Genomic DNA, 17567 nt, shown 5'->3' with positions numbered 1-17567 from the left:
TCGGGGCCTGCTTCGGCCTCCGCGCCTTGACAGGGGAGGGGCGCGGACGCATTTGCCGTCCATACCGGACCGCTGGGGTCGGGTATCCAATCCATCGGGCGGGGTGCCACGCCTTGTTGCGTCTTTCCAAACTGGCGGACTACGCGGTCGTCCTTCTCGCCCGGCTCGGGCAGGAGGATGGGCTGCACACCGCGCCGGCGCTGGCGACCGCGACCGGGATCGCCGAGCCCACGGTGGCCAAGGTGCTCCGCATCCTTTCCCAGGCCTGCCTGGTGGAAGCGCAGCGGGGCGCGCGGGGCGGGCACAGGCTGGCCAAACCGATCTCGGCCATTCCGCTGTCGGATGTCATCATCGCCATGGACGGGCCGATCGCGCTGACGGCCTGCGTGGATGGTGCCACCGGAGGGTGCGAGGCGGAGGGGCATTGTCCTGTCCGCGGCCGCTGGGACCCCGTGAACGAGGCGGTGCGCGCCGCGCTGTCCGCCGTGACCATCTCCGACCTCGCGCGGCCGAGCTGCAGTGAGCTGCACCGCCACGCGCCTGTTTTTCCCCCTGCCACCGGGGCGGCCGTGAAGGCCGTGCCCGTGGCCGCCGAGTAAGGGACCGAGAATGCCCGCCGTCGAAGAGACCCTCGATACCGTCCGTGACGCCACGCAGGGCGCCTATAAGTGGGGGTTCGAGACCGACATCGAGATGGAGTTCGCCCCCAAGGGGCTGAACGAGAACATCGTCCGCTTCATCTCCGCCAAAAAGGGCGAGCCGGAATGGCTGCTCGACTGGCGGCTGCGCGCCTTCGAGGCCTGGAAGGGCATGGAGGAGCCGCGCTGGCCGTCCGTGACCTACCCGCCGATCGACTACCAGGACGCCTTCTACTACGCGGCGCCGAAGGAGAAGGCCGGGCCGAAGTCGCTCGACGAGGTCGATCCGGAGCTGCTGCGGACCTATGCCAAGCTGGGCATCCCGCTGCGCGAGCAGGCGATCCTGGCGGGCGTGGAGGGCGCGGGCGACGTGCCGGCCGAGGGCGGGCGCATGCCCGTGGCCGTGGACGCGGTGTTCGACAGCGTCTCGGTGGCCACGACCTACCGCGAACGGCTGGAGAAGGACGGGATCATCTTCTGCCCGATCTCGGAGGCCGTGCATAAGCACCCGGAGCTGGTGCGGAAGTATCTCGGCTCCGTCGTGCCGCACACCGACAACTTCTTCGCGGCGCTGAACAGCGCGGTCTTCACCGATGGCAGCTTCGTCTACATCCCCAAGGGCGTGCGCTGCCCGATGGAGTTGTCCACCTATTTCCGGATCAACGCCAAGAGCACGGGGCAGTTCGAGCGGACGCTGATCATCGCGGACGAGGGCTCGACCGTGTCCTACCTCGAGGGCTGCACGGCGCCGCAGCGCGACGAGAACCAGCTTCACGCGGCGGTGGTGGAGCTGGTCGCGATGGACGACGCGTCCATCAAGTACAGCACGGTGCAGAACTGGTACCCGGGCGACGAGAACGGGGTGGGTGGTATCTACAACTTCGTCACCAAGCGGGCGGCCTGCCGTGGCAAGCGGAGCAAGGTGTCCTGGACGCAGGTCGAGACGGGTTCGGCCATCACCTGGAAGTATCCCTCCTGCATCCTGCAGGGCGATGAGTCCGTGGGCGAGTTCTACTCGGTGGCGATCACCAACAACCACCAGCAGGCCGATACCGGCACCAAGATGATCCACCTGGGCAAGGGCACGCGCAGCACGATCGTCTCCAAGGGGATCTCGGCCGGCCACGGCCAGAACACCTATCGCGGCCTGGTGCGGATCAGCCCGAAGGCGACGGGTGCACGGAACTTCACGCAGTGCGACAGCCTGCTGATCGGCGACCTCTGCGGCGCGCACACGGTTCCCTATATCGAGAACCGCTGCATGACCGCGAAGACCGAGCACGAGGCGACGACCTCGCGCATCGCGGAGGACCAGCTCTTCTACTGCCGTCAGCGCGGGCTGAGCCAGGAGGACGCGGTGGGCCTGATCGTGAACGGCTTCTGCCGCGAGGTGCTGAAGGAACTGCCCATGGAATTCGCGGTCGAGGCGCAGAAGCTGCTTCAGATCAGCCTGGAAGGGAGCGTCGGCTAGTGCTGCGCATCGAGAACCTCACCGCCGTCATCGACGGCAAGGAAATCCTCAAGGGGATCACCCTGGAGGTGCCGGATGGCGAGGTGCACGCCATCATGGGGCCGAACGGCGCGGGCAAGTCCACGCTGTCCTACGCGCTGGCCGGGCGCGAGGGCTACGAGATCACCGGCGGGTCCGTCACGCTCAACGGACAGGACCTGCTGGAGATGGAGCCGGAGGAGCGGGCGGCCGCGGGGCTGTTCCTCGCCTTCCAGTATCCGGTGGAGCTGCCGGGCGTGGGCAACGCCAACTTCCTGCGTACCGCGCTGAACGCCATCCGCCGCACGCGCGGCGAGGGGGAGCTGGACGCGATGCAGTTTCTCAAGGTGGCGCGCGCGCGCATGAAGGAGCTTTCCATGCCCGAGGACATGCTCAAGCGCGGCGTGAATGTCGGCTTCTCCGGCGGCGAAAAGAAGCGGAACGAGGTTCTGCAGATGGCGCTGCTGCAGCCCAAGGTCGCGATCATGGACGAGACCGACAGCGGGCTCGACATCGACGCGCTGCGCATCGTGGCGGACGGCGTGAACGCGCTGCGCGGCCCCGGCTTCTCGGCCCTGGTGATCACGCATTACCAGCGGCTGCTCAACCACATCGTGCCCGACCGCGTGCACGTGCTGGCCGATGGCCGCATCGTGACCTCCGGCGGGCCGGAGCTGGCGCATCGGCTCGAGGCCGAGGGCTATGCCGGCGTGCTCGACGAGGCAGCATGAACATCGACGCATCCCAGGGCAACGCGGCGGCCTTCCTGCACCGCTACGACGGGCTGGCCGGTCGCCTTCCGGGTGCCGGCATCGCCGTCGTGCGGGCGCTGCGCGATGCCGCGGCCGACACGCTGCGCGCGGGCGGGCTGCCCAGCCGGCGGGTGGAGGCCTGGCGCTACACCGACCTCGCCCCGATGCTGCGCGCGGAATTCCGCGAGGCGCTGACGGCGGTGGACGGGGCCGTTTCCATGCCGGTGGCGCGGGCGGACCGGCGTGCCGTGTTCGTGGACGGGCGCTTCCGGGCGGACCTGTCCTCGCTGGACGGGCTGGTCGCGGCCTCGCTGGCGGCGGTGATCGAGACGGTGGCGGGGCGGCTGAACACCGTGGCTTCCGCTTCCCAGCCCATGGTCACGCTGAACACGCTGCTGTTCGAGGACGGGCTGGTGCTGGAGGTGCCGGAGGGTGTGGATGCCGGACGGCTGGAGCTGCTCTCGGTGGCATCCGGCGAGACGGCGAGCACGGTGCATCCGCGCCACCTGATCCGCCTCGCGCGCGGGGCGCGGCTGGTGCTGCTGGAAACGGCGGTTTCGGCCAACGGTGCGCGGCACCTGCACAACCCGGTCTTCGAGATCGAGGTCGCTCAGGATGCCAAGCTTTCCCACATCCGCGTGCAGCGGGAAGCGGCGGGTGCCTATCACCTCGCGCATCTCGGCGTGCGCGTGGAGGAAGGCGGCACCTATGATGGCTTCGTGCTGAACGCGGGCGGGAAGATCAGCCGCAGCGAGACGCATCTCGCCCTGCTCGGGCCGCGGGCGGCGGCGCATCTGAATGGCGCCCAGCTGGTGGCGGATGGGCAGCTCGCCGACATGACCACGGCGCTCGACCACACGGCGCCGAACTGCGCCTCGCGCCAGACGGTCAAGACGGTGCTGGCCGGGCGCTCGCGCGGCGTGTTCCAGGGCAAGATCCTGGTGCGGCGCGAGGCACAGAAGACCGACGGCTATCAGATGAACCAGGCGCTGCTGCTGTCGGAGGAGGCGGAGATCGACAGCAAGCCGCAGCTGGAGATCTACGCCGACGACGTGAAGTGCAGCCACGGGGCGACGGCCGGTGCGCTGGATGCGGACAGCCTGTTCTATCTGCGGGCCCGCGGGATTCCGGCGGACACCGCGCGCTCCATGCTCGTGCGCGCCTTCCTTCAGGAGGCCGTGGAGGTGGTGGAGGACGAGCCATCCCGCGAGGCCTTGGAAGAGGCGGTGGCGGGATGGTGGGACCAGCACGGGGGGGCTGCGTGATGGACGGCAGCATGCGGCCGGCGCTGGACGTGCAGCGGGTGCGGCAGGACTTCCCGATCTTGTCCACCAAGGTTCACGGCAAGCCGCTGGTGTTCCTGGACTCCGGCGCTTCCGCGCAGAAGCCGCGGGTGGTGCTGGATGCCATGCTGCGGATGATGGAGACGAGCTACGCGAACGTGCATCGCGGGGCCTATCACCTGAGCGAGGTCTCCACGGCCGCCTATGAGGCGGCGCGGGAGGCGGTGGCGCGCTTCCTCGGGGCGGGCGATGCGCGGGAGGTGATCTTCACAGCCAGCAGCACCATGGCGATCAACCTCGTGGCCCATTCCTTCGGGCGCGGCGTGATGAAGCCTGGGCAGGCGGTGGTGGTTTCCGAAATGGAGCACCACGCGAACTTCGTGCCCTGGCAGATGCTGTCGCAGGCACACGGGATCGAGCTGCGGATCGCGAACGTGCTCGAATCCGGCGAGCTGGACATGGCGGACCTCGAGGCGAAGCTTGCCGACGGGAAGGTGGGTCTGGTGGCCGTCACGCATATGTCGAACGTGCTGGGCACGGTGACGCCGGTTGCGCGGATCGCGGCGCTGGCCCATGCGCACGGCGCCAGGGTGTTGTTCGACGGTTCGCAGGCGGTGGTGCACCGCCGCGTGGACGTGCGGGCGATGGACGCGGACTTCTACGTGTTCACCGGGCACAAGCTTTACGGGCCCACCGGTATCGGCGTGCTCTGGGGGCGGATGGAGCTTCTGGAGGCGATGCCGCCCTTCCTGGGCGGCGGCGACATGATCTCGGAGGTGACGCGGGACGGCTTCAAGCCGGCCCCGGTGCCCGCGAAGTTTGAGGCGGGAACGCCGGCGATCGTGGAGGCGGTGGGGCTGCACGCGGCGATCGACTATGTGTCGGGCATCGGCATGGAGGCCATCGAGGCGCATGAGCGCTCGCTGGTGGACCACGCGATGGCGAAGCTCTCGGCCGTGGAGGACCTGACGGTGATCGGCCACGCGCAGGACCGGGGCGGAGTGTTCTCCTTCGCGCTGGGCAACGCGCACGCGCACGACCTTTCGACGCTGCTCGATCGCGTCGGCATTGCCGTGCGGGCGGGCCGGCACTGCGCGGAGCCGCTGCACGTGCGGATCGGTCATGACAGCACCTGCCGCGCCTCCTTCGGCCTCTACACGACGCACGAGGAAATCGATTTCCTGGCGGAGGCGCTGAGTTCCGCGCGGAGGTTCTTCACCTGATGTTCGACGACCTGCGGGACCTCTACCAGGAGGTTATCCTCGACCACGGGCGCAAGCCCCGGAACTTCCGCCGGCTGGAGGCGCCCGATCTCACGGCGCGCGGGGACAACCCGATGTGCGGGGACCGGATGGAGCTGTTCCTGGGCATGGACGGCGAGCGCATCGCGGATGCCGCCTTCCAGGGCAAGGGCTGCGCGATCTCCATGGCCAGCGCTTCGCTGATGACGGAAACGGTGCGCGGCAAGACGCCGGAGGAAGCGCGCGACATGGCCGCGCGCTTCCGCGAGATGGCGATGACCGGCACCTGCCCCGATTGCGGCGGCGCGATGGAGGAGGAGATGGATCGCCTCCAGGCGCTGTCGGGCGTCCATGAGTTCCCAAGCCGCGTGAAGTGCGCGACGCTGGCCTGGCACACCCTCAACACCGCCCTTTCGGGCGGTAAGGAGGCTTCGAGTGAGTGAGCCCTTGTCTTCAGCCGGCACGCACGAGGCCTGGTCGCCGGACGGGCCGATTCCCTCCACGCGCGTGAGCGAGGTGGCGGTGCTGGATGCGGTGAAGACGGTCTATGATCCCGAGATCCCCGTCGACATCTACGAGCTCGGCCTCGTCTATGCCGTCGAGATCGCCGATGACGGCGCGGTGAAGATCGACATGACGCTCACCACGCCGTCCTGTCCCTCCGCGCAGGAATTGCCGGGGATGGTGGAGGATGCGGTGCGGACGGTGCCGAACGTGTCCTCGGTGAAGGTCGAGATCGTCTGGGATCCGCCCTGGGATCCGTCCCGCATGAGCGAGGACGCGAAGCTTGCCTTGAACATGTACTGAGAAGGGGCCTGAGATGAGCACGACCACCACCGAAGCCCCGAAGCCGCGCCGGGCGCTGCCGCCGCTGATGTCGCTCTCCGATGCGGCGGCGGAGCGGCTGCGCGCGCTCTACGCCAAGGGTGAGGGCGGCAAGCTGCTGCGCGTCGCGGTGTCGACCAAGGGATGCTCCGGCATGTCCTACCAGATCGACTGGGTGGATGCGGCGGGACCGGGCGACGAGGTCGTCACGGACAAGGGCGTGACGGTGCTCGTGGACCGCAAGGCCACGCTGTTCCTGATCGGCACGGTAATGGACTACGAGAGAAAGGCCATGGCGGCCGGGTTCACCTTCACCAACCCGAACGAGAAGGGCCGCTGCGGCTGCGGCGAAAGCTTCCACGTGTGAGACCGGCGCCGGCCCGGGCTTCCCGCGGGCCGGCGCAGGACGAGGTTTGCCATCCCGTGCCTTCCTTGCCCGCGCTGATGCCCGGCGGGTGAGGCGGGCCGGAGCGCGTTAAGCGAATATTGTTTCTCGGCAGGCTAGACCCGGCGGCGACGCAGGGAAGCGAGGCTGCCGCATTGACGAACATGCTCCTCGACCGGATGCCCGCAGGCGGGCCGGATCCGGTGGAAAACAGCATCCTGGATCTGCTGGGCCGCTGGGTTGCCCTGGGTGAGATCGAGCGGCGCGCTTTCGCGGCGATGACCGAGGAGCTCACCGCCACCGCTGCCCTCATCGAGAACAGCACGACCGATCTCAGCCATCGTTTTCGCGATCTGGCCGAAGGGGCGGAGGCGCAGACAGGGCGGGTGGAGCGCATCGCCCATATCGCCAGGACGATCGAGGTCCAGGGAAAGGCGACGCCCCTTACCGAAGCGACGCGCTTCGTGCAGTCCGCGCTTGGTCAGGCCGTCGACTCGCTGGGCGCGGTGGCCAGCCAGGCGGCGCGCATGGCGCAGGCGCTCGGGCAGGTTTCGGGCGAGGTCGCCGGGGCCGAGGAATGCGTCAGCCGGATCGAGGCGATCAACAAGCAGGCCCGGTTTGTTGCCCTGAACGCGGCCATCGAGGCGCAGCGCGCAGAAGGCGCGGGCGGGACCTTCAAGGTGATCGCGCGCGAGCTGAAGGACCTTGCGCTGGAGACGGACGCCACCTCGCGCCTCGTTCGCGAAAGGATCGTCGCGGTTGCGCGCGGCGTGCGCGGTGCCCAGGCGGAACTGGAAGCGCTGGCGGGTGCGGACCACCTCGCGCAGCAGCGCATGCGCGCCAGGCTGGACTCGGTGTTGCAGGGCATCGTCGCACAGCACCAGGCGCTGGAGGGGGTGCTCGAGGAGGCGTTGGATTCCTCGACGGAGATCGCGGCCACCGTCGCGCGGCTGATCACCGGCGCGCAGTTCCAGGATCGCGCCAACCAGCACCTGAGCCACCTCAAGGACGCGGTTGAGGTGATCGGGGAGGCGACCGGCGCGCTCCAGCAACACACGCGGGAGGCGTTGCCCTCGCTTCCGAAGGAAGTTCCGATCGACGCAGGACTGCTTGCCCGGATGCTGGAGGTTCAGTCGCTGAGCAGCGTCCGGCAACGCTTTCTGGCACGCCTCATGGATAACAAGGGGGTGCAGCCGGAAGAAAGCGGTGCGGCTGGCGATGTCGAGCTGTTCTGACGGAAACGGCGCCCGCATGCGTGACGACCTTCATGATTGCGCAATGTTTTGTGGCGATGATGGCACACGCCGTGAGTGACGGATGTTCAGCCGGATTGATCGCGAGCATGACGCAGAATTTTTCAGCAACGACTTCCTCGGGACTGCCGGCGGCGCTGCCGCTGCCCGCTTCGCTGGACCTGACTGCAGCCTTGCCCCTCTGCGAGGCGCTGCGGACCCTCCTTGAGGAGGGTGCGATGCGCCTCGACGCGAGGGACGTGGAGCGGATTTCCACCCCCTGCCTGCAAGTGCTGGCGGCAGCGGCCTCCAGTGCCCGCGCGAGAGGGATCGCCTTCCGGCTGGAGCGCGCATCCGTCGTGCTGGCCGAGGCCATCACGGATCTCGGGCTCGCCACCGCTATTCCCATTGAGGACTGAGATGCCCAAGCGCGTGATGACCGTGGATGACAGCCGCACCATGCGCGAGATGGTCTCCCTGACCCTCCGCAAGGCCGGGTTCGAGGTCACGGAGGCCGAAGACGGCCGGCAGGCGCTGTCGATGCTGAAGGCGGCGCCCGTCGATGTGGTGATCACCGACCTGAACATGCCGAATATGGATGGCGTGGCCCTGATCAGTGCGCTGCGCCAGGACCCGAAGTGGCGGGCTGTGCCCATCCTGATGCTGACCACCGAATCGGACTCGGCGAAGAAGGCCGCGGGGAAGAACGCCGGAGCCACGGGCTGGCTGGTGAAGCCGTTCGATCCGGTCAAGCTGATCGACGTCGTCAAGCGCGTTGCCGGCTGATCGCGCCATGATGTTCGACCATCTGCGGGATACCTACTTCGAAGAGAGCGCCGAGCTGCTCGAGAGCGCCTACGCGCAGCTCGCCCTTCTCGCCGAGGGCACGCACGACGCGGATACGGTACATGCCCTGTTCCGCGCCGTGCATTCCATCAAAGGCGGTGGGGGCGCGTTCGGCCTTGATCGCGTCGTCGGCCTCGCGCATGCGATGGAGACCCTGCTCGACCTGCTGCGGGAGGGCGAGTTGGCCATGGAGCCGCCGCTTATCGCGCTGTTGCTGCGCGGGGCGGATGCACTGGCAGACCTGCTGACGGCAGAGCGCGGCGGGGAAGGGGCGCCGCAAGGCTTCGAGGACAATCTGGTCGCGGCCTTCCATCAGGCAGCCGGTTCCGCCCGGACGTCGCCGGCGAGCATCGACACCGCTCCGGCGCCTCCCGCTGGGGGGGGCGGCGCGAGCGGCTGGCAGATCAGCTTCCGTCCGCACCCGGCGCTGCTGCGCAACGCCAACGAGCCCCTGCTGCTGGTGCGGGAGCTGGCGCGCCTGGGCCCGCTGACTGTGAAGGTGGATGCGGCCGCACTGCCAGCGCTGGAATGCATCGAGCCTGAGGATGCCTATCTCGGCTGGAGCTTCACCCTGCAGGCCGGCGTGGACCGCACGGCTGTTGAGGAGGTGTTCGAGTTCGTCGCGGACGACTGTGATCTTGTTATCGAGCCCATGGAGCCGGCCAGCGGTGGTGTGGCACTGGATGAGCCTGCGGGAGGGTCTTCACCGGCGGCATTTCCGGGGTCGCCGAGCGAGGCGGTGGCGGCGCGGCACGAGACGCCCGCACCGGCGGCTTCGGTGCGCGTGGACGTGGCGAAGATCGACCGGCTGGTGAACCTCGTCGGTGAACTGGTCATCAACCAAGCCATGCTGGTGCAGCTTGGAAGCACCCTCCCACCCAGCCTCTGCCCGGGCCTGGTGGGCGGGCTGGAAACGCTCTCCCAACACCTACGGGAGCTGCAGGAAGGCGTGATGGCCATCCGCACGCAACCGGTTCGCTCGGTGTTTTCCCGCATGCCGCGGCTGGTGCGGGAGCTGTCGGGCCAGCTGGGCAAGGACGTGCGCCTGGTGATCACCGGAGAGGCGACGGAGATCGACAAGACCGTGGTGGAGCGGCTGGCCGATCCGCTGACGCACCTGCTTCGCAACGCGCTGGACCATGGGATCGAACCGTCAGCGGAGCGGCAGACCGCAGGCAAGCCTGGCCAGGGTACCGTCTGCCTTGGCGCGGAGCAGCGCGGCGGCCGTATTGTGATCGAGGTCTCGGATGATGGGCGTGGCATCGACCGCGCCCGCGTGCTGGCCCGGGCGCGGGAACGAGGCCTCGTTGCCCCGGATGCGGTGCTGGGCGATGCCGAAACCGACGAGCTGATCTTTCTGCCGAGCTTCTCCACCGCCGCTGAGGTGTCCGCCGTCTCGGGCCGCGGGGTGGGGATGGATGTGGTGCGGCGGGATATCCAGGCGCTGGGGGGGCGGATTGCTGTTGAATCGCGCCACGGGGCGGGCTCCCGCTTCCTGCTTTCCCTGCCACTGACACTGGCGGTGCTGGACGGACTGGTCGTTTCCGTCGGGCGCCAAGCCTACATCGTGCCGATCGCAGCCATTGTGGAAAGCCTGCGGCCGCGGAGCGGGGATATCCACGCGCTGGTTGGTCATGGCGAGATGCTCGCGATCCGCGGCGCGTATATCCCGCTGCTGCCGCTGCATCGGTGCTTCGGCATCCCCGATGCGGAGCGCGATCCAGCGCGCGGGATCGTCGTCATCGTCGAGACGGACAGTGACCGGCAGATTGGCCTGCTGGTGGATGATCTGGTCGGCCAACAGCAGGTTGTCGTGAAGAGCCTGGACGCGAATTACGGGCCGATACCCGGCACTGGCGGCGCGACGATCCTGGGTGACGGGCGGGTTGCGCTGATCCTCGACATCCCCGGGCTGGGCTACGGCGCTCAGAGTTCCTCCGTGCCCGCACCCACCCCCGCAAGCCAGCCGCAGCCTGCGCTGCACTAGGGAGATCCCCGCCGCATGCATCTTTCCCTGCCGCCGCCCAACGGACCCGCCCATGGGAGCGCGATGGCTGGCCCCCTGAGTGCCGGGACGCTCGGCGCCGCCGGCCAGTTCATCACCTGCGCGCTGGATGCGGCGGAATACGGCATCGACATTATGGCGGTTCGCGAGATCAAGGGATGGAGCGAAACCACCGTTATTCCGCACGCGCCCGCCTGGATCCGCGGGGTGATCAACCTGCGGGGCGTGATCGTGCCGATCCTCGACCTCCGTGCCCGCTTCGGCATGCCGCTGACCGTGACCACTCCCATGCACGTGATCGTCATCATCCAGTGTGGCGCGCGCACGACCGGCCTCCTGGTCGATGCCGTTTCCGACATCATCAGCGTCGGTCCCGAGGAGGTGCGCCCGGTGCCCGAAGTCGGGACTGGCGCGCCGGCTAGCCTGCTGACCGGGCTGGTGCCCCTGGAGCGCGGCATGGTCGCGCTGGTTTCGCTGGAGAGCCTTCTCAACTTCACGAACGAGGTGGCTGTCCCGCCGCCCGAACTGCAATCCTGATCGATCCCGGAGCTTGCCGATGTTCATCACGCGGACAACCCAGGCCTCGGTGCCTGCCAGCTTCTTCGACCGTCGCGGGGCGCGCGACCGCCGCGCGGCGGTGCGCGACATGGAGGCGCGGCTGTCTGCGCTGGAGCGTCACCATCCGATGCTGGAGATTGCGGTGGACGGTGCGGTGCTGGACGCCAATCCCGCCGCCGCCGCGATGCTCGGACGGCCGGTGGAGGCGCTTCGCGGTGCCTCCCTTCTTTCCTTGCTGGGGGAGACCGTGGAGCAGGCCGCCCGCGGTTTCATCGGGCAGGTCGGCAGGGGCGAAGCCGCGTTCGCGCGGCTGTCTTCCCGCGGGATCGACGGGCAGGAACGGGTGCTGCACCTCTCGGCATGCCCGGTGCCCGGCGAGAATGGCGCCGCGCCAGGCGCCGTTGTGCTGCTCGGCGACGCCAGCGCCGAGGTGCTCGGGCAGCGGGTCCGGCAGGCGATGGAGGAAACCACGGCCGCGATCATGCTCGCGGACCGCCGGTTCGTCGTCACACATGCCAACCGCGCGGCCGCGGCGCTGCTGGCGCGGCACGCCGAAAACTTCCGCAAGATTTGGCCGGACTTCGATCCGGCGCGCATTCTCGGCACGGGGATGGACGCCCTGCTGCGTACGGGAGGATCTTCGCCACGGCCATGGGCTGATCCTTCGCGCCTGCCGTGCCGCTCGGTGATCGCAGCAGGCCTTGCGCATTTCCATGTCACCGTCAGTGCAAGCCATGACGCGGCCGGTGGCCATGACGGCTTCATTCTCGAATGGTCCGACACGACGGAGCAGCGGTTGCTGCAGGGTCAGGTGGCCGCGATGAATCGCTCCCAGGCGGTGATCGAGTTCGACCTCGCCGGGCAGGTGCTGCACGCTAATGCGAACTTCCTGAACACGCTCGGCTACTCGCTGGACGAGGTGCGCGGCAGGCATCATGGCATGTTCGTTGATGAGGCTTACCGCACTAGTGCTGACTACCGCGCTTTCTGGGAGAGGCTGGCGCGTGGCGAGTACGATGCCGGGCAGTACAAGCGGATCGGCAAAGGTGGCCGCGAAGTCTGGATCCAGGCGAGCTACAACCCCGTGCTGGACGAGGAGGGCCGGCCCTTCCGCGTGGTCAAGTATGCCACCGATATCACCCAGCAGAAGCTGGCAGCGGCGGACGCCCAGGGGCAGCTTGCAGCCATCGACAAAGCCCAGGCGGTGATCGAATTTGACCTGACCGGCCGGATCATGCACGCGAACGCCAATTTTCTGAACGGCCTTGGCTATACGCTTGCGGAAGTGCAGGGACAGCACCACAGCCTGTTTGTCGAGCCAGCCTATCGGCAAAGCGCCGAGTACCGCGCTTTCTGGGAGAAGCTGGCGCGGGGCGAGTACGATGCCGGGCAGTACCGGCGCATCGGCAAGGGCGGCCGCGAGGTCTGGATCGAGGCATCCTACAACCCGATCCTCGACCTCAACGGCAAGCCGTTCAAGGTGGTGAAGTACGCGGCCGACGTCACGGCGCAGGTGCAGGCCGCGGCGGCCCTGAAGCGCGCGGTGGAGCAGACCGAGGAGGTCGTGGCCGCGGCCCAGCGGAGCGAGTTCGGGCGGCGGATTCCGACCGAGGGCATGGAGGGCGCGATCGGCCGCCTTTGCGACGGCGTGAACGCGATGGTTGATACCATGGCGGCGCAGTTCGAGCTTGGGCAGGGCCTCCAGCGGGCGGTCGCGGAAACAAAGGGTATCGTGGCGGCTGCGCAGGCCAACGATCTGAGCCAACGCATCCCCATGTCTGGGAAGGCGGGTGAGATCGGTGATCTCTGCGCCGGCATCAACGGCATGCTGGACACGATGGCCGGCGTGGTGGCGACCATCACCGAGAGCTGCGGCGCCATCACGGTGGCATCCCGCGAGATCGCCATGGGCAACACTGACCTGTCGCAGCGGACGGAGGAGCAGGCCTCAAGCCTGGAGGAAACCTCGGCGAGCCTTGAGGAGCTGACCAGCACGGTGCGGCAGAACGCCGACAACGCGCAGCAGGCCAACAAGCTTGCCGCCTCCGCTTCTGAAACCGCGACGCGCGGCGGGGTGGTTGTGAACGAGGTGGTGCGGACCATGGACGCGATCACCCAGTCCAGCCGCAAGATCAGCGACATCATCGGCGTGATCGACGAAATCGCCTTCCAGACCAACATCCTGGCGCTGAACGCGGCTGTGGAGGCAGCCCGCGCCGGGGATCAGGGCCGCGGCTTCGCGGTGGTCGCGGCCGAGGTGCGGAACCTGGCGCAGCGGAGCGCGAACGCCGCCAAGGAAATCAAGTCGCTGATCTCGGACTCGGTTGAGAAGGTGGACAGCGGGTCGAAGCTGGTGAGCGCCGCGGGCGGGACGATGAACGAGATCGTCACCTCGGTGAAGCGCGTCACGGACATCATGGCGGAGATCTCTGCGGCTTCGCAGGAGCAGAGCGCGGGCATCGAGCAGGTGAACACGGCCGTGTCGCAGATGGACAAGATCACCCAACAGAATGCCGCCCTGGTGGAAGAGGCAGCGGCGGCAGCGAAGTCGATGGAAGAGCAGACCACGGCATTGGGGGACATGGTGGCCAACTTCGTGCTCCCGGCCGGCTATGCCGGCCCGGCGCTCGGGGCACCGCGCCCTGCGCCGCGCAGGCCGGCCGAGCCCGTTGCCCGCCGTGCCGCGACGCAGCCGGCCGATGCGGCGGACGATGTCTGGAAGGAGTTCTGACGCGGGCCCGCGGTCATGTCGGCTGCCTTGCACCATCCGCCTTTCGGCGATGTTCCCTTCACCGAGGAGGACTTCACCAGCATCGTGGCCCTGGTGCGCGAGGCATCCGGCATCAGGTTGGGCGACAACAAGCGTGACCTTGTCTATGGCCGGCTGCGGCGGCGCCTGCGCATGCTGCGCCTCGACAGCTTCGCCGCTTACCGGGACTTGCTTGCCGGGCCGGATGGCCCGGCCGAGCAGGTCCGGCTCATCAACGCGATCACGACGAACCTCACCAGCTTCTTCCGCGAGGCGCATCACTTCGAATACCTCGCCTCGGAGTTCCTGCCGGGGTTGTCGCGGCGGGACAAGCGGCTGCGCATCTGGTCGGCTGGCTGTTCCTCGGGCGAGGAGCCCTACAGCATCGCCATGGTGTTGCACGCGGCCATGCCGGATCTCGCCGGTTGGGATGCGCGTATCCTGGCAACCGACATCGACACGGAGATGGTTGCCCAGGGCACAGCAGGGCGCTATGCGCCAGACCGTGCCGCTGGCATCCCGCCGGAGTTTGGCCGGGCCCATGTCCGAGGCCTGGAGGGGGAGGACGCGGTGGAAATGTCCGCCGCGCTCCGCTCCCTGATCACCTTCCGGCCGCTGAACCTGCTTGGGCCCTGGCCGATGCGCGGACCGTTCGACGCGATCTTCTGCCGCAACGTGGTGATCTACTTCGACAAGGCCATCCAGAGCGTGCTGTTCGACCGGTTCGCCGACATGCTCCGCCCGGGCGGACATCTGTTCATCGGCCATTCCGAAAGCCTGTTCCGGGTGAGCGGGCGGTTCCGGCACCTGGGCCGGACCATCTACCGCAAGCTGCGATGATGCGCGGCCGGGTCATCCGTAGCCAGCTGCCCTGCTTCGCCCGCGCGGTGGTGAAGGTGGGGCCCGGCGAGCACCACGTCACCGATGCCGCGGACACCGCGATCTCGACCATTCTCGGATCCTGCGTGGCCGCCTGTATCCGCGACCCCGTGGCACAGGTCGGTGGGCTGAACCATTTCATGCTTCCTCAGAGCCGTGACGGGGTCTGGGGCAAGGCCTCGGCCAGCCTGCGCTACGGCAACTTCGCCATGGAGCGGCTGATCAACGATATCCTGGCCCGCGGCGGTCATCGTTCCCGCCTTGAGATCAAGCTGTTCGGCGGTGCCCGGCTGGGGCGCGACCATGCCGCCATCGGCACGCGCAATGCCGATTACGCCGAGGCCTATCTGCGGGACGAGGGCATGGTGCCGCTGGTGCGTCAGCTTCGCGGCACCAGGGCGCGGCTGGTGGTCTATGTGCCGGCGACGGGCCGCAGCTTCATGCGGGAGCTTCCGGGGGAAGGCGTGCGCCTCGCCGCGGCAGAACGGCGCTTCGGCCGGACGGTGCCGGCTTGCACCGGGGCCGGCACCATCGAGTTGTTCCACCAGGCAGGGGAGGTCTGATGCCCGTCAAGGTTCTCGTTATCGATGACTCCGCGCTCATCCGGCAGCTCCTGACGGAGCTCCTCTCGCGCGATCCGGCGATTCAGGTCGTGGGCACGGCGCCCGACCCCATCGTCGCGCGCGACAAGATCAAGGAGCTTTCGCCGGACGTGCTGACGCTCGACATCGAGATGCCGCGGATGGATGGGCTGAGCTTCCTGCGGCGCCTGATGGCGCTCCGGCCGATGCCGGTGGTGGTGGTCTCGACCCTGACGCAGAAGGGGGCGGACGTTGCGCTGCAGGCCTTGGAACTCGGCGCTGTGGACTGCGTCGCCAAGCCGCTGATCGGGATACGCGACGGCATGGAGGAGCTTGCCGCCGAGCTGGTCGCCAAGGTCCGGCTGGCGGCGCAAACCAAGCCGCGGGCGCAGCGCCCCGAACAAGGCCGGCCGGCTATGCTCGCGGCCGATCCGCGGCTTTCCACCGCGGGCTGCGTGGTCGCCATCGGTGCTTCGACGGGCGGGGTGGAGACCCTGCAGCGGCTGCTGACCCGCCTTCCGGCCAATGCGCCCGCAATCCTCGTGACGCAGCACATGCCCGCGGGCTTCACCTCGTCCTTCGCACGCCGCCTGGACGGGCGGTGCGCGGTGAGCGTGATCGAGGCGACGGATGGGCGGCGGGTGCTCCCGGGCCATGTCTATGTCGCGCCGGGGGCGCTGCACCTGGAACTCGCCCGCACGGGTGCCCATTACGCCTGCCGCCTGCATGACGGGCCGCCGGTCTCGGGCCACCGGCCCTCCGTTGACGTGCTGTTCGCCTCCGTGGCGGCCGTGGCCGGGGGCAACGCCATCGGGCTGATCCTGACGGGCATGGGGCGGGACGGAGCGGCCGGACTGCTCGAGATGCGGCGTGCGGGCGCGCGCACCTATGGGCAGAGCGAGGCAAGCTGCGTCATCTACGGCATGCCCAAGGCCGCGATGCAGGCCGGCGCGGTGGAGGCGGAGCTGCCGGTCGAACAGCTCGCGGACGAGATCATGGCCATTCGGCAGCCGTCCGCGGCCTGAGCTTCGGCCTGTGGCCCGCAGCCCCGCCGCGTGGCGGGGCTGCGGGCGGCGGTCAGATCACGCTGGACCACTCCGCCGGGACGAGGCGGTAGCCATTGCCCTCCTTCAGAACCGTGCCGTTGGCGGGGAAGGACCAGTGATAGGCCGCGCAGCGGATCCGGTCGGCCGCGACCTGGTCGAAAACCCGGCGGCGGGTGGCCTCGGCCTGGTTGGGATCCATGTCGAAGATCACGTGCCACCCGGGATTGGTCAGGTTGAACTCGGCGCGGGTGGTGAGGTCGCCCAGGATCATCGCCTGCTCGTTGCCATCCGACAGGTGATACGAGGTGTGGCCGGGGGTGTGACCGGGCGTGCCCATGGCGCGCAGCCCCGGCAGGATCTCGGCGCCATCGGCCACGCGCTCGACCTTCGACTCATAGGGCGCGAAGCGGCGGCGGACATTGGCGAAGGCGGGGCGCATGGCCTCCGGCGCGCGGCTGGCCTGCCCCTCGTCCATCCAGAAGGCCCATTCGCGTTCGGGCACGATCACGCGCGCGCGCGGGAAGGCGGCGCCGCCCGTGCCGTCCAGGAGGCCGCCCACGTGGTCGCCGTGGAAGTGGGTGAAGACCACCATGTCGATCGAGGCAGGGTCGATGCCGGCGGCGGAGAGGTTGGCGCCGAGCTGGCCGACGCGGCTGTCGGCGGCGGTTTGCGGGCCGTTGCCGGTGTCGAAGATAACGGTGCCGCGGGGGGTGCGCAGCACCGGCACGGTGAAGGGGTTCACCAGCCGGGCGGGGTCCAGCCCCTGCGCGCGCATGGAGGCCGCGACGTCCTCCGCCGAGGCGTTGCGGACAAAGCCCTGCGTGGGGTCGGGGCGGATGGCCTGGCCGTCATGCACCATGGTCAGCAGGGATTGACCGACGCGGAAGCGGTAGTAGCCGGGAGCCTGGCTGGGCGCGGGCGCCTGGGCCGGCGCCGGGGTTTGGGCCTGGGCAAGGCTGAGCAGGGCGGGCGCGGCGAGGCCGGCCCCAAAGCCCGTGGCGAGAAGCGTGCGTCGTTCCATTGGTCCGTTCCCTTGAAGCTTCGGAACAGTTTTGGAT

18 protein-coding genes are annotated in these 17567 nt (G+C 68.7%); 17 read left to right on the top strand and 1 reads right to left on the bottom strand.

The features are described 5' to 3' along the window. The first annotated feature begins 113 nt into the window (after nt 1-113). The 17 genes from ACFFIC_RS02860 to ACFFIC_RS02780 all read left to right on the top strand — a co-directional run bounded on the left by ACFFIC_RS02860 (nt 114) and on the right by ACFFIC_RS02780 (nt 16488). Nucleotides 114-599, top strand: coding sequence for an SUF system Fe-S cluster assembly regulator (locus tag ACFFIC_RS02860; RefSeq protein ID WP_377048545.1), 486 nt, complete (start codon nt 114-116; stop codon nt 597-599). 10 nt (nt 600-609) lie between these two features. After that, complete coding sequence (sufB, locus tag ACFFIC_RS02855) at nt 610-2109, top strand: Fe-S cluster assembly protein SufB (protein ID WP_377048544.1); 1500 nt, start codon at nt 610-612, stop codon at nt 2107-2109. Continuing rightward, nucleotides 2109-2858, top strand: a complete 750-nt coding sequence (sufC, locus tag ACFFIC_RS02850) for a Fe-S cluster assembly ATPase SufC (RefSeq protein ID WP_377048543.1) — start codon at nt 2109-2111, stop codon at nt 2856-2858. Before sufB ends, sufC begins: the two co-directional genes overlap by 1 nt. Then, nucleotides 2855-4144, top strand: a complete 1290-nt coding sequence (gene sufD, locus ACFFIC_RS02845; protein WP_377048542.1) for a Fe-S cluster assembly protein SufD — start codon at nt 2855-2857, stop codon at nt 4142-4144. The genes sufC and sufD overlap by 4 nt, the downstream gene beginning before the upstream one ends. Next, nucleotides 4144-5385: an aminotransferase class V-fold PLP-dependent enzyme gene (locus tag ACFFIC_RS02840; RefSeq protein WP_377048540.1), complete on the top strand. Its 1242-nt coding sequence runs from the start codon at nt 4144-4146 to the stop codon at nt 5383-5385. The genes sufD and ACFFIC_RS02840 overlap by 1 nt, the downstream gene beginning before the upstream one ends. Continuing rightward, entirely contained in the window at nt 5385-5846 is a 462-nt protein-coding gene (gene sufU / locus ACFFIC_RS02835) for a Fe-S cluster assembly sulfur transfer protein SufU (RefSeq protein ID WP_377048539.1), read from the top strand. Before ACFFIC_RS02840 ends, sufU begins: the two co-directional genes overlap by 1 nt. Continuing rightward, nucleotides 5839-6210, top strand: a complete 372-nt coding sequence (locus ACFFIC_RS02830; RefSeq protein ID WP_377048537.1) for an SUF system Fe-S cluster assembly protein — start codon at nt 5839-5841, stop codon at nt 6208-6210. The genes sufU and ACFFIC_RS02830 overlap by 8 nt, the downstream gene beginning before the upstream one ends. Nucleotides 6211-6223: 13 nt before the next feature. Continuing rightward, the gene (locus tag ACFFIC_RS02825) at nt 6224-6595 is read left to right on the top strand and encodes a HesB/IscA family protein (protein ID WP_377048535.1); all 372 of its coding nucleotides are present in this window, start codon (nt 6224-6226) and stop codon (nt 6593-6595) included. 182 nt (nt 6596-6777) lie between these two features. Further along, complete coding sequence (locus ACFFIC_RS02820; RefSeq protein ID WP_377048534.1) at nt 6778-7848, top strand: methyl-accepting chemotaxis protein; 1071 nt, start codon at nt 6778-6780, stop codon at nt 7846-7848. Between the two features lie 20 nt (nt 7849-7868). Continuing rightward, a complete protein-coding gene (locus ACFFIC_RS02815) occupies nt 7869-8264 on the top strand; it encodes an STAS domain-containing protein (protein WP_377048533.1) in 396 nt (131 codons plus the stop codon). A 1-nt stretch (nt 8265) separates the two neighbouring features. Then, nucleotides 8266-8631 (top strand): response regulator, encoded by a 366-nt coding sequence (locus tag ACFFIC_RS02810; RefSeq protein WP_377048532.1) that lies wholly within the window; start codon nt 8266-8268, stop codon nt 8629-8631. A gap of 7 nt (nt 8632-8638) precedes the next feature. Continuing rightward, the gene (locus ACFFIC_RS02805) at nt 8639-10678 is read left to right on the top strand and encodes a chemotaxis protein CheA (RefSeq protein ID WP_377048531.1); all 2040 of its coding nucleotides are present in this window, start codon (nt 8639-8641) and stop codon (nt 10676-10678) included. Nucleotides 10679-10741: 63 nt separating this feature from the next. After that, the gene (locus ACFFIC_RS02800; RefSeq protein ID WP_377048530.1) at nt 10742-11233 is read left to right on the top strand and encodes a chemotaxis protein CheW; all 492 of its coding nucleotides are present in this window, start codon (nt 10742-10744) and stop codon (nt 11231-11233) included. A gap of 19 nt (nt 11234-11252) precedes the next feature. Beyond that, nucleotides 11253-13985: a methyl-accepting chemotaxis protein gene (locus ACFFIC_RS02795; protein ID WP_377048528.1), complete on the top strand. Its 2733-nt coding sequence runs from the start codon at nt 11253-11255 to the stop codon at nt 13983-13985. 15 nt (nt 13986-14000) lie between these two features. Then, nucleotides 14001-14843: a CheR family methyltransferase gene (locus ACFFIC_RS02790; protein WP_377048527.1), complete on the top strand. Its 843-nt coding sequence runs from the start codon at nt 14001-14003 to the stop codon at nt 14841-14843. Continuing rightward, entirely contained in the window at nt 14840-15445 is a 606-nt protein-coding gene (locus ACFFIC_RS02785) for a chemotaxis protein (protein ID WP_377048526.1), read from the top strand. The genes ACFFIC_RS02790 and ACFFIC_RS02785 overlap by 4 nt, the downstream gene beginning before the upstream one ends. Then, on the top strand, nt 15445-16488 hold the full coding sequence (locus ACFFIC_RS02780; RefSeq protein ID WP_377048525.1) for a protein-glutamate methylesterase/protein-glutamine glutaminase: 1044 nt from the start codon (nt 15445-15447) through the stop codon (nt 16486-16488). Before ACFFIC_RS02785 ends, ACFFIC_RS02780 begins: the two co-directional genes overlap by 1 nt. Nucleotides 16489-16540: 52 nt before the next feature. On the opposite strand, the gene ACFFIC_RS02775 is transcribed toward ACFFIC_RS02780, so the two are convergent. Continuing rightward, entirely contained in the window at nt 16541-17530 is a 990-nt protein-coding gene (locus tag ACFFIC_RS02775) for an MBL fold metallo-hydrolase (RefSeq protein WP_377048524.1), read from the bottom strand. Nucleotides 17531-17567: the final 37 nt, after the last annotated feature.

The organism is Muricoccus vinaceus, from assembly GCF_042433125.1.
GTDB lineage: Bacteria > Pseudomonadota > Alphaproteobacteria > Acetobacterales > Acetobacteraceae > Roseomonas > Roseomonas vinacea.
The sequence above is the reverse complement of the archived record's forward strand: the minus strand, read 5'-3'. Positions and strand labels throughout refer to the sequence as shown.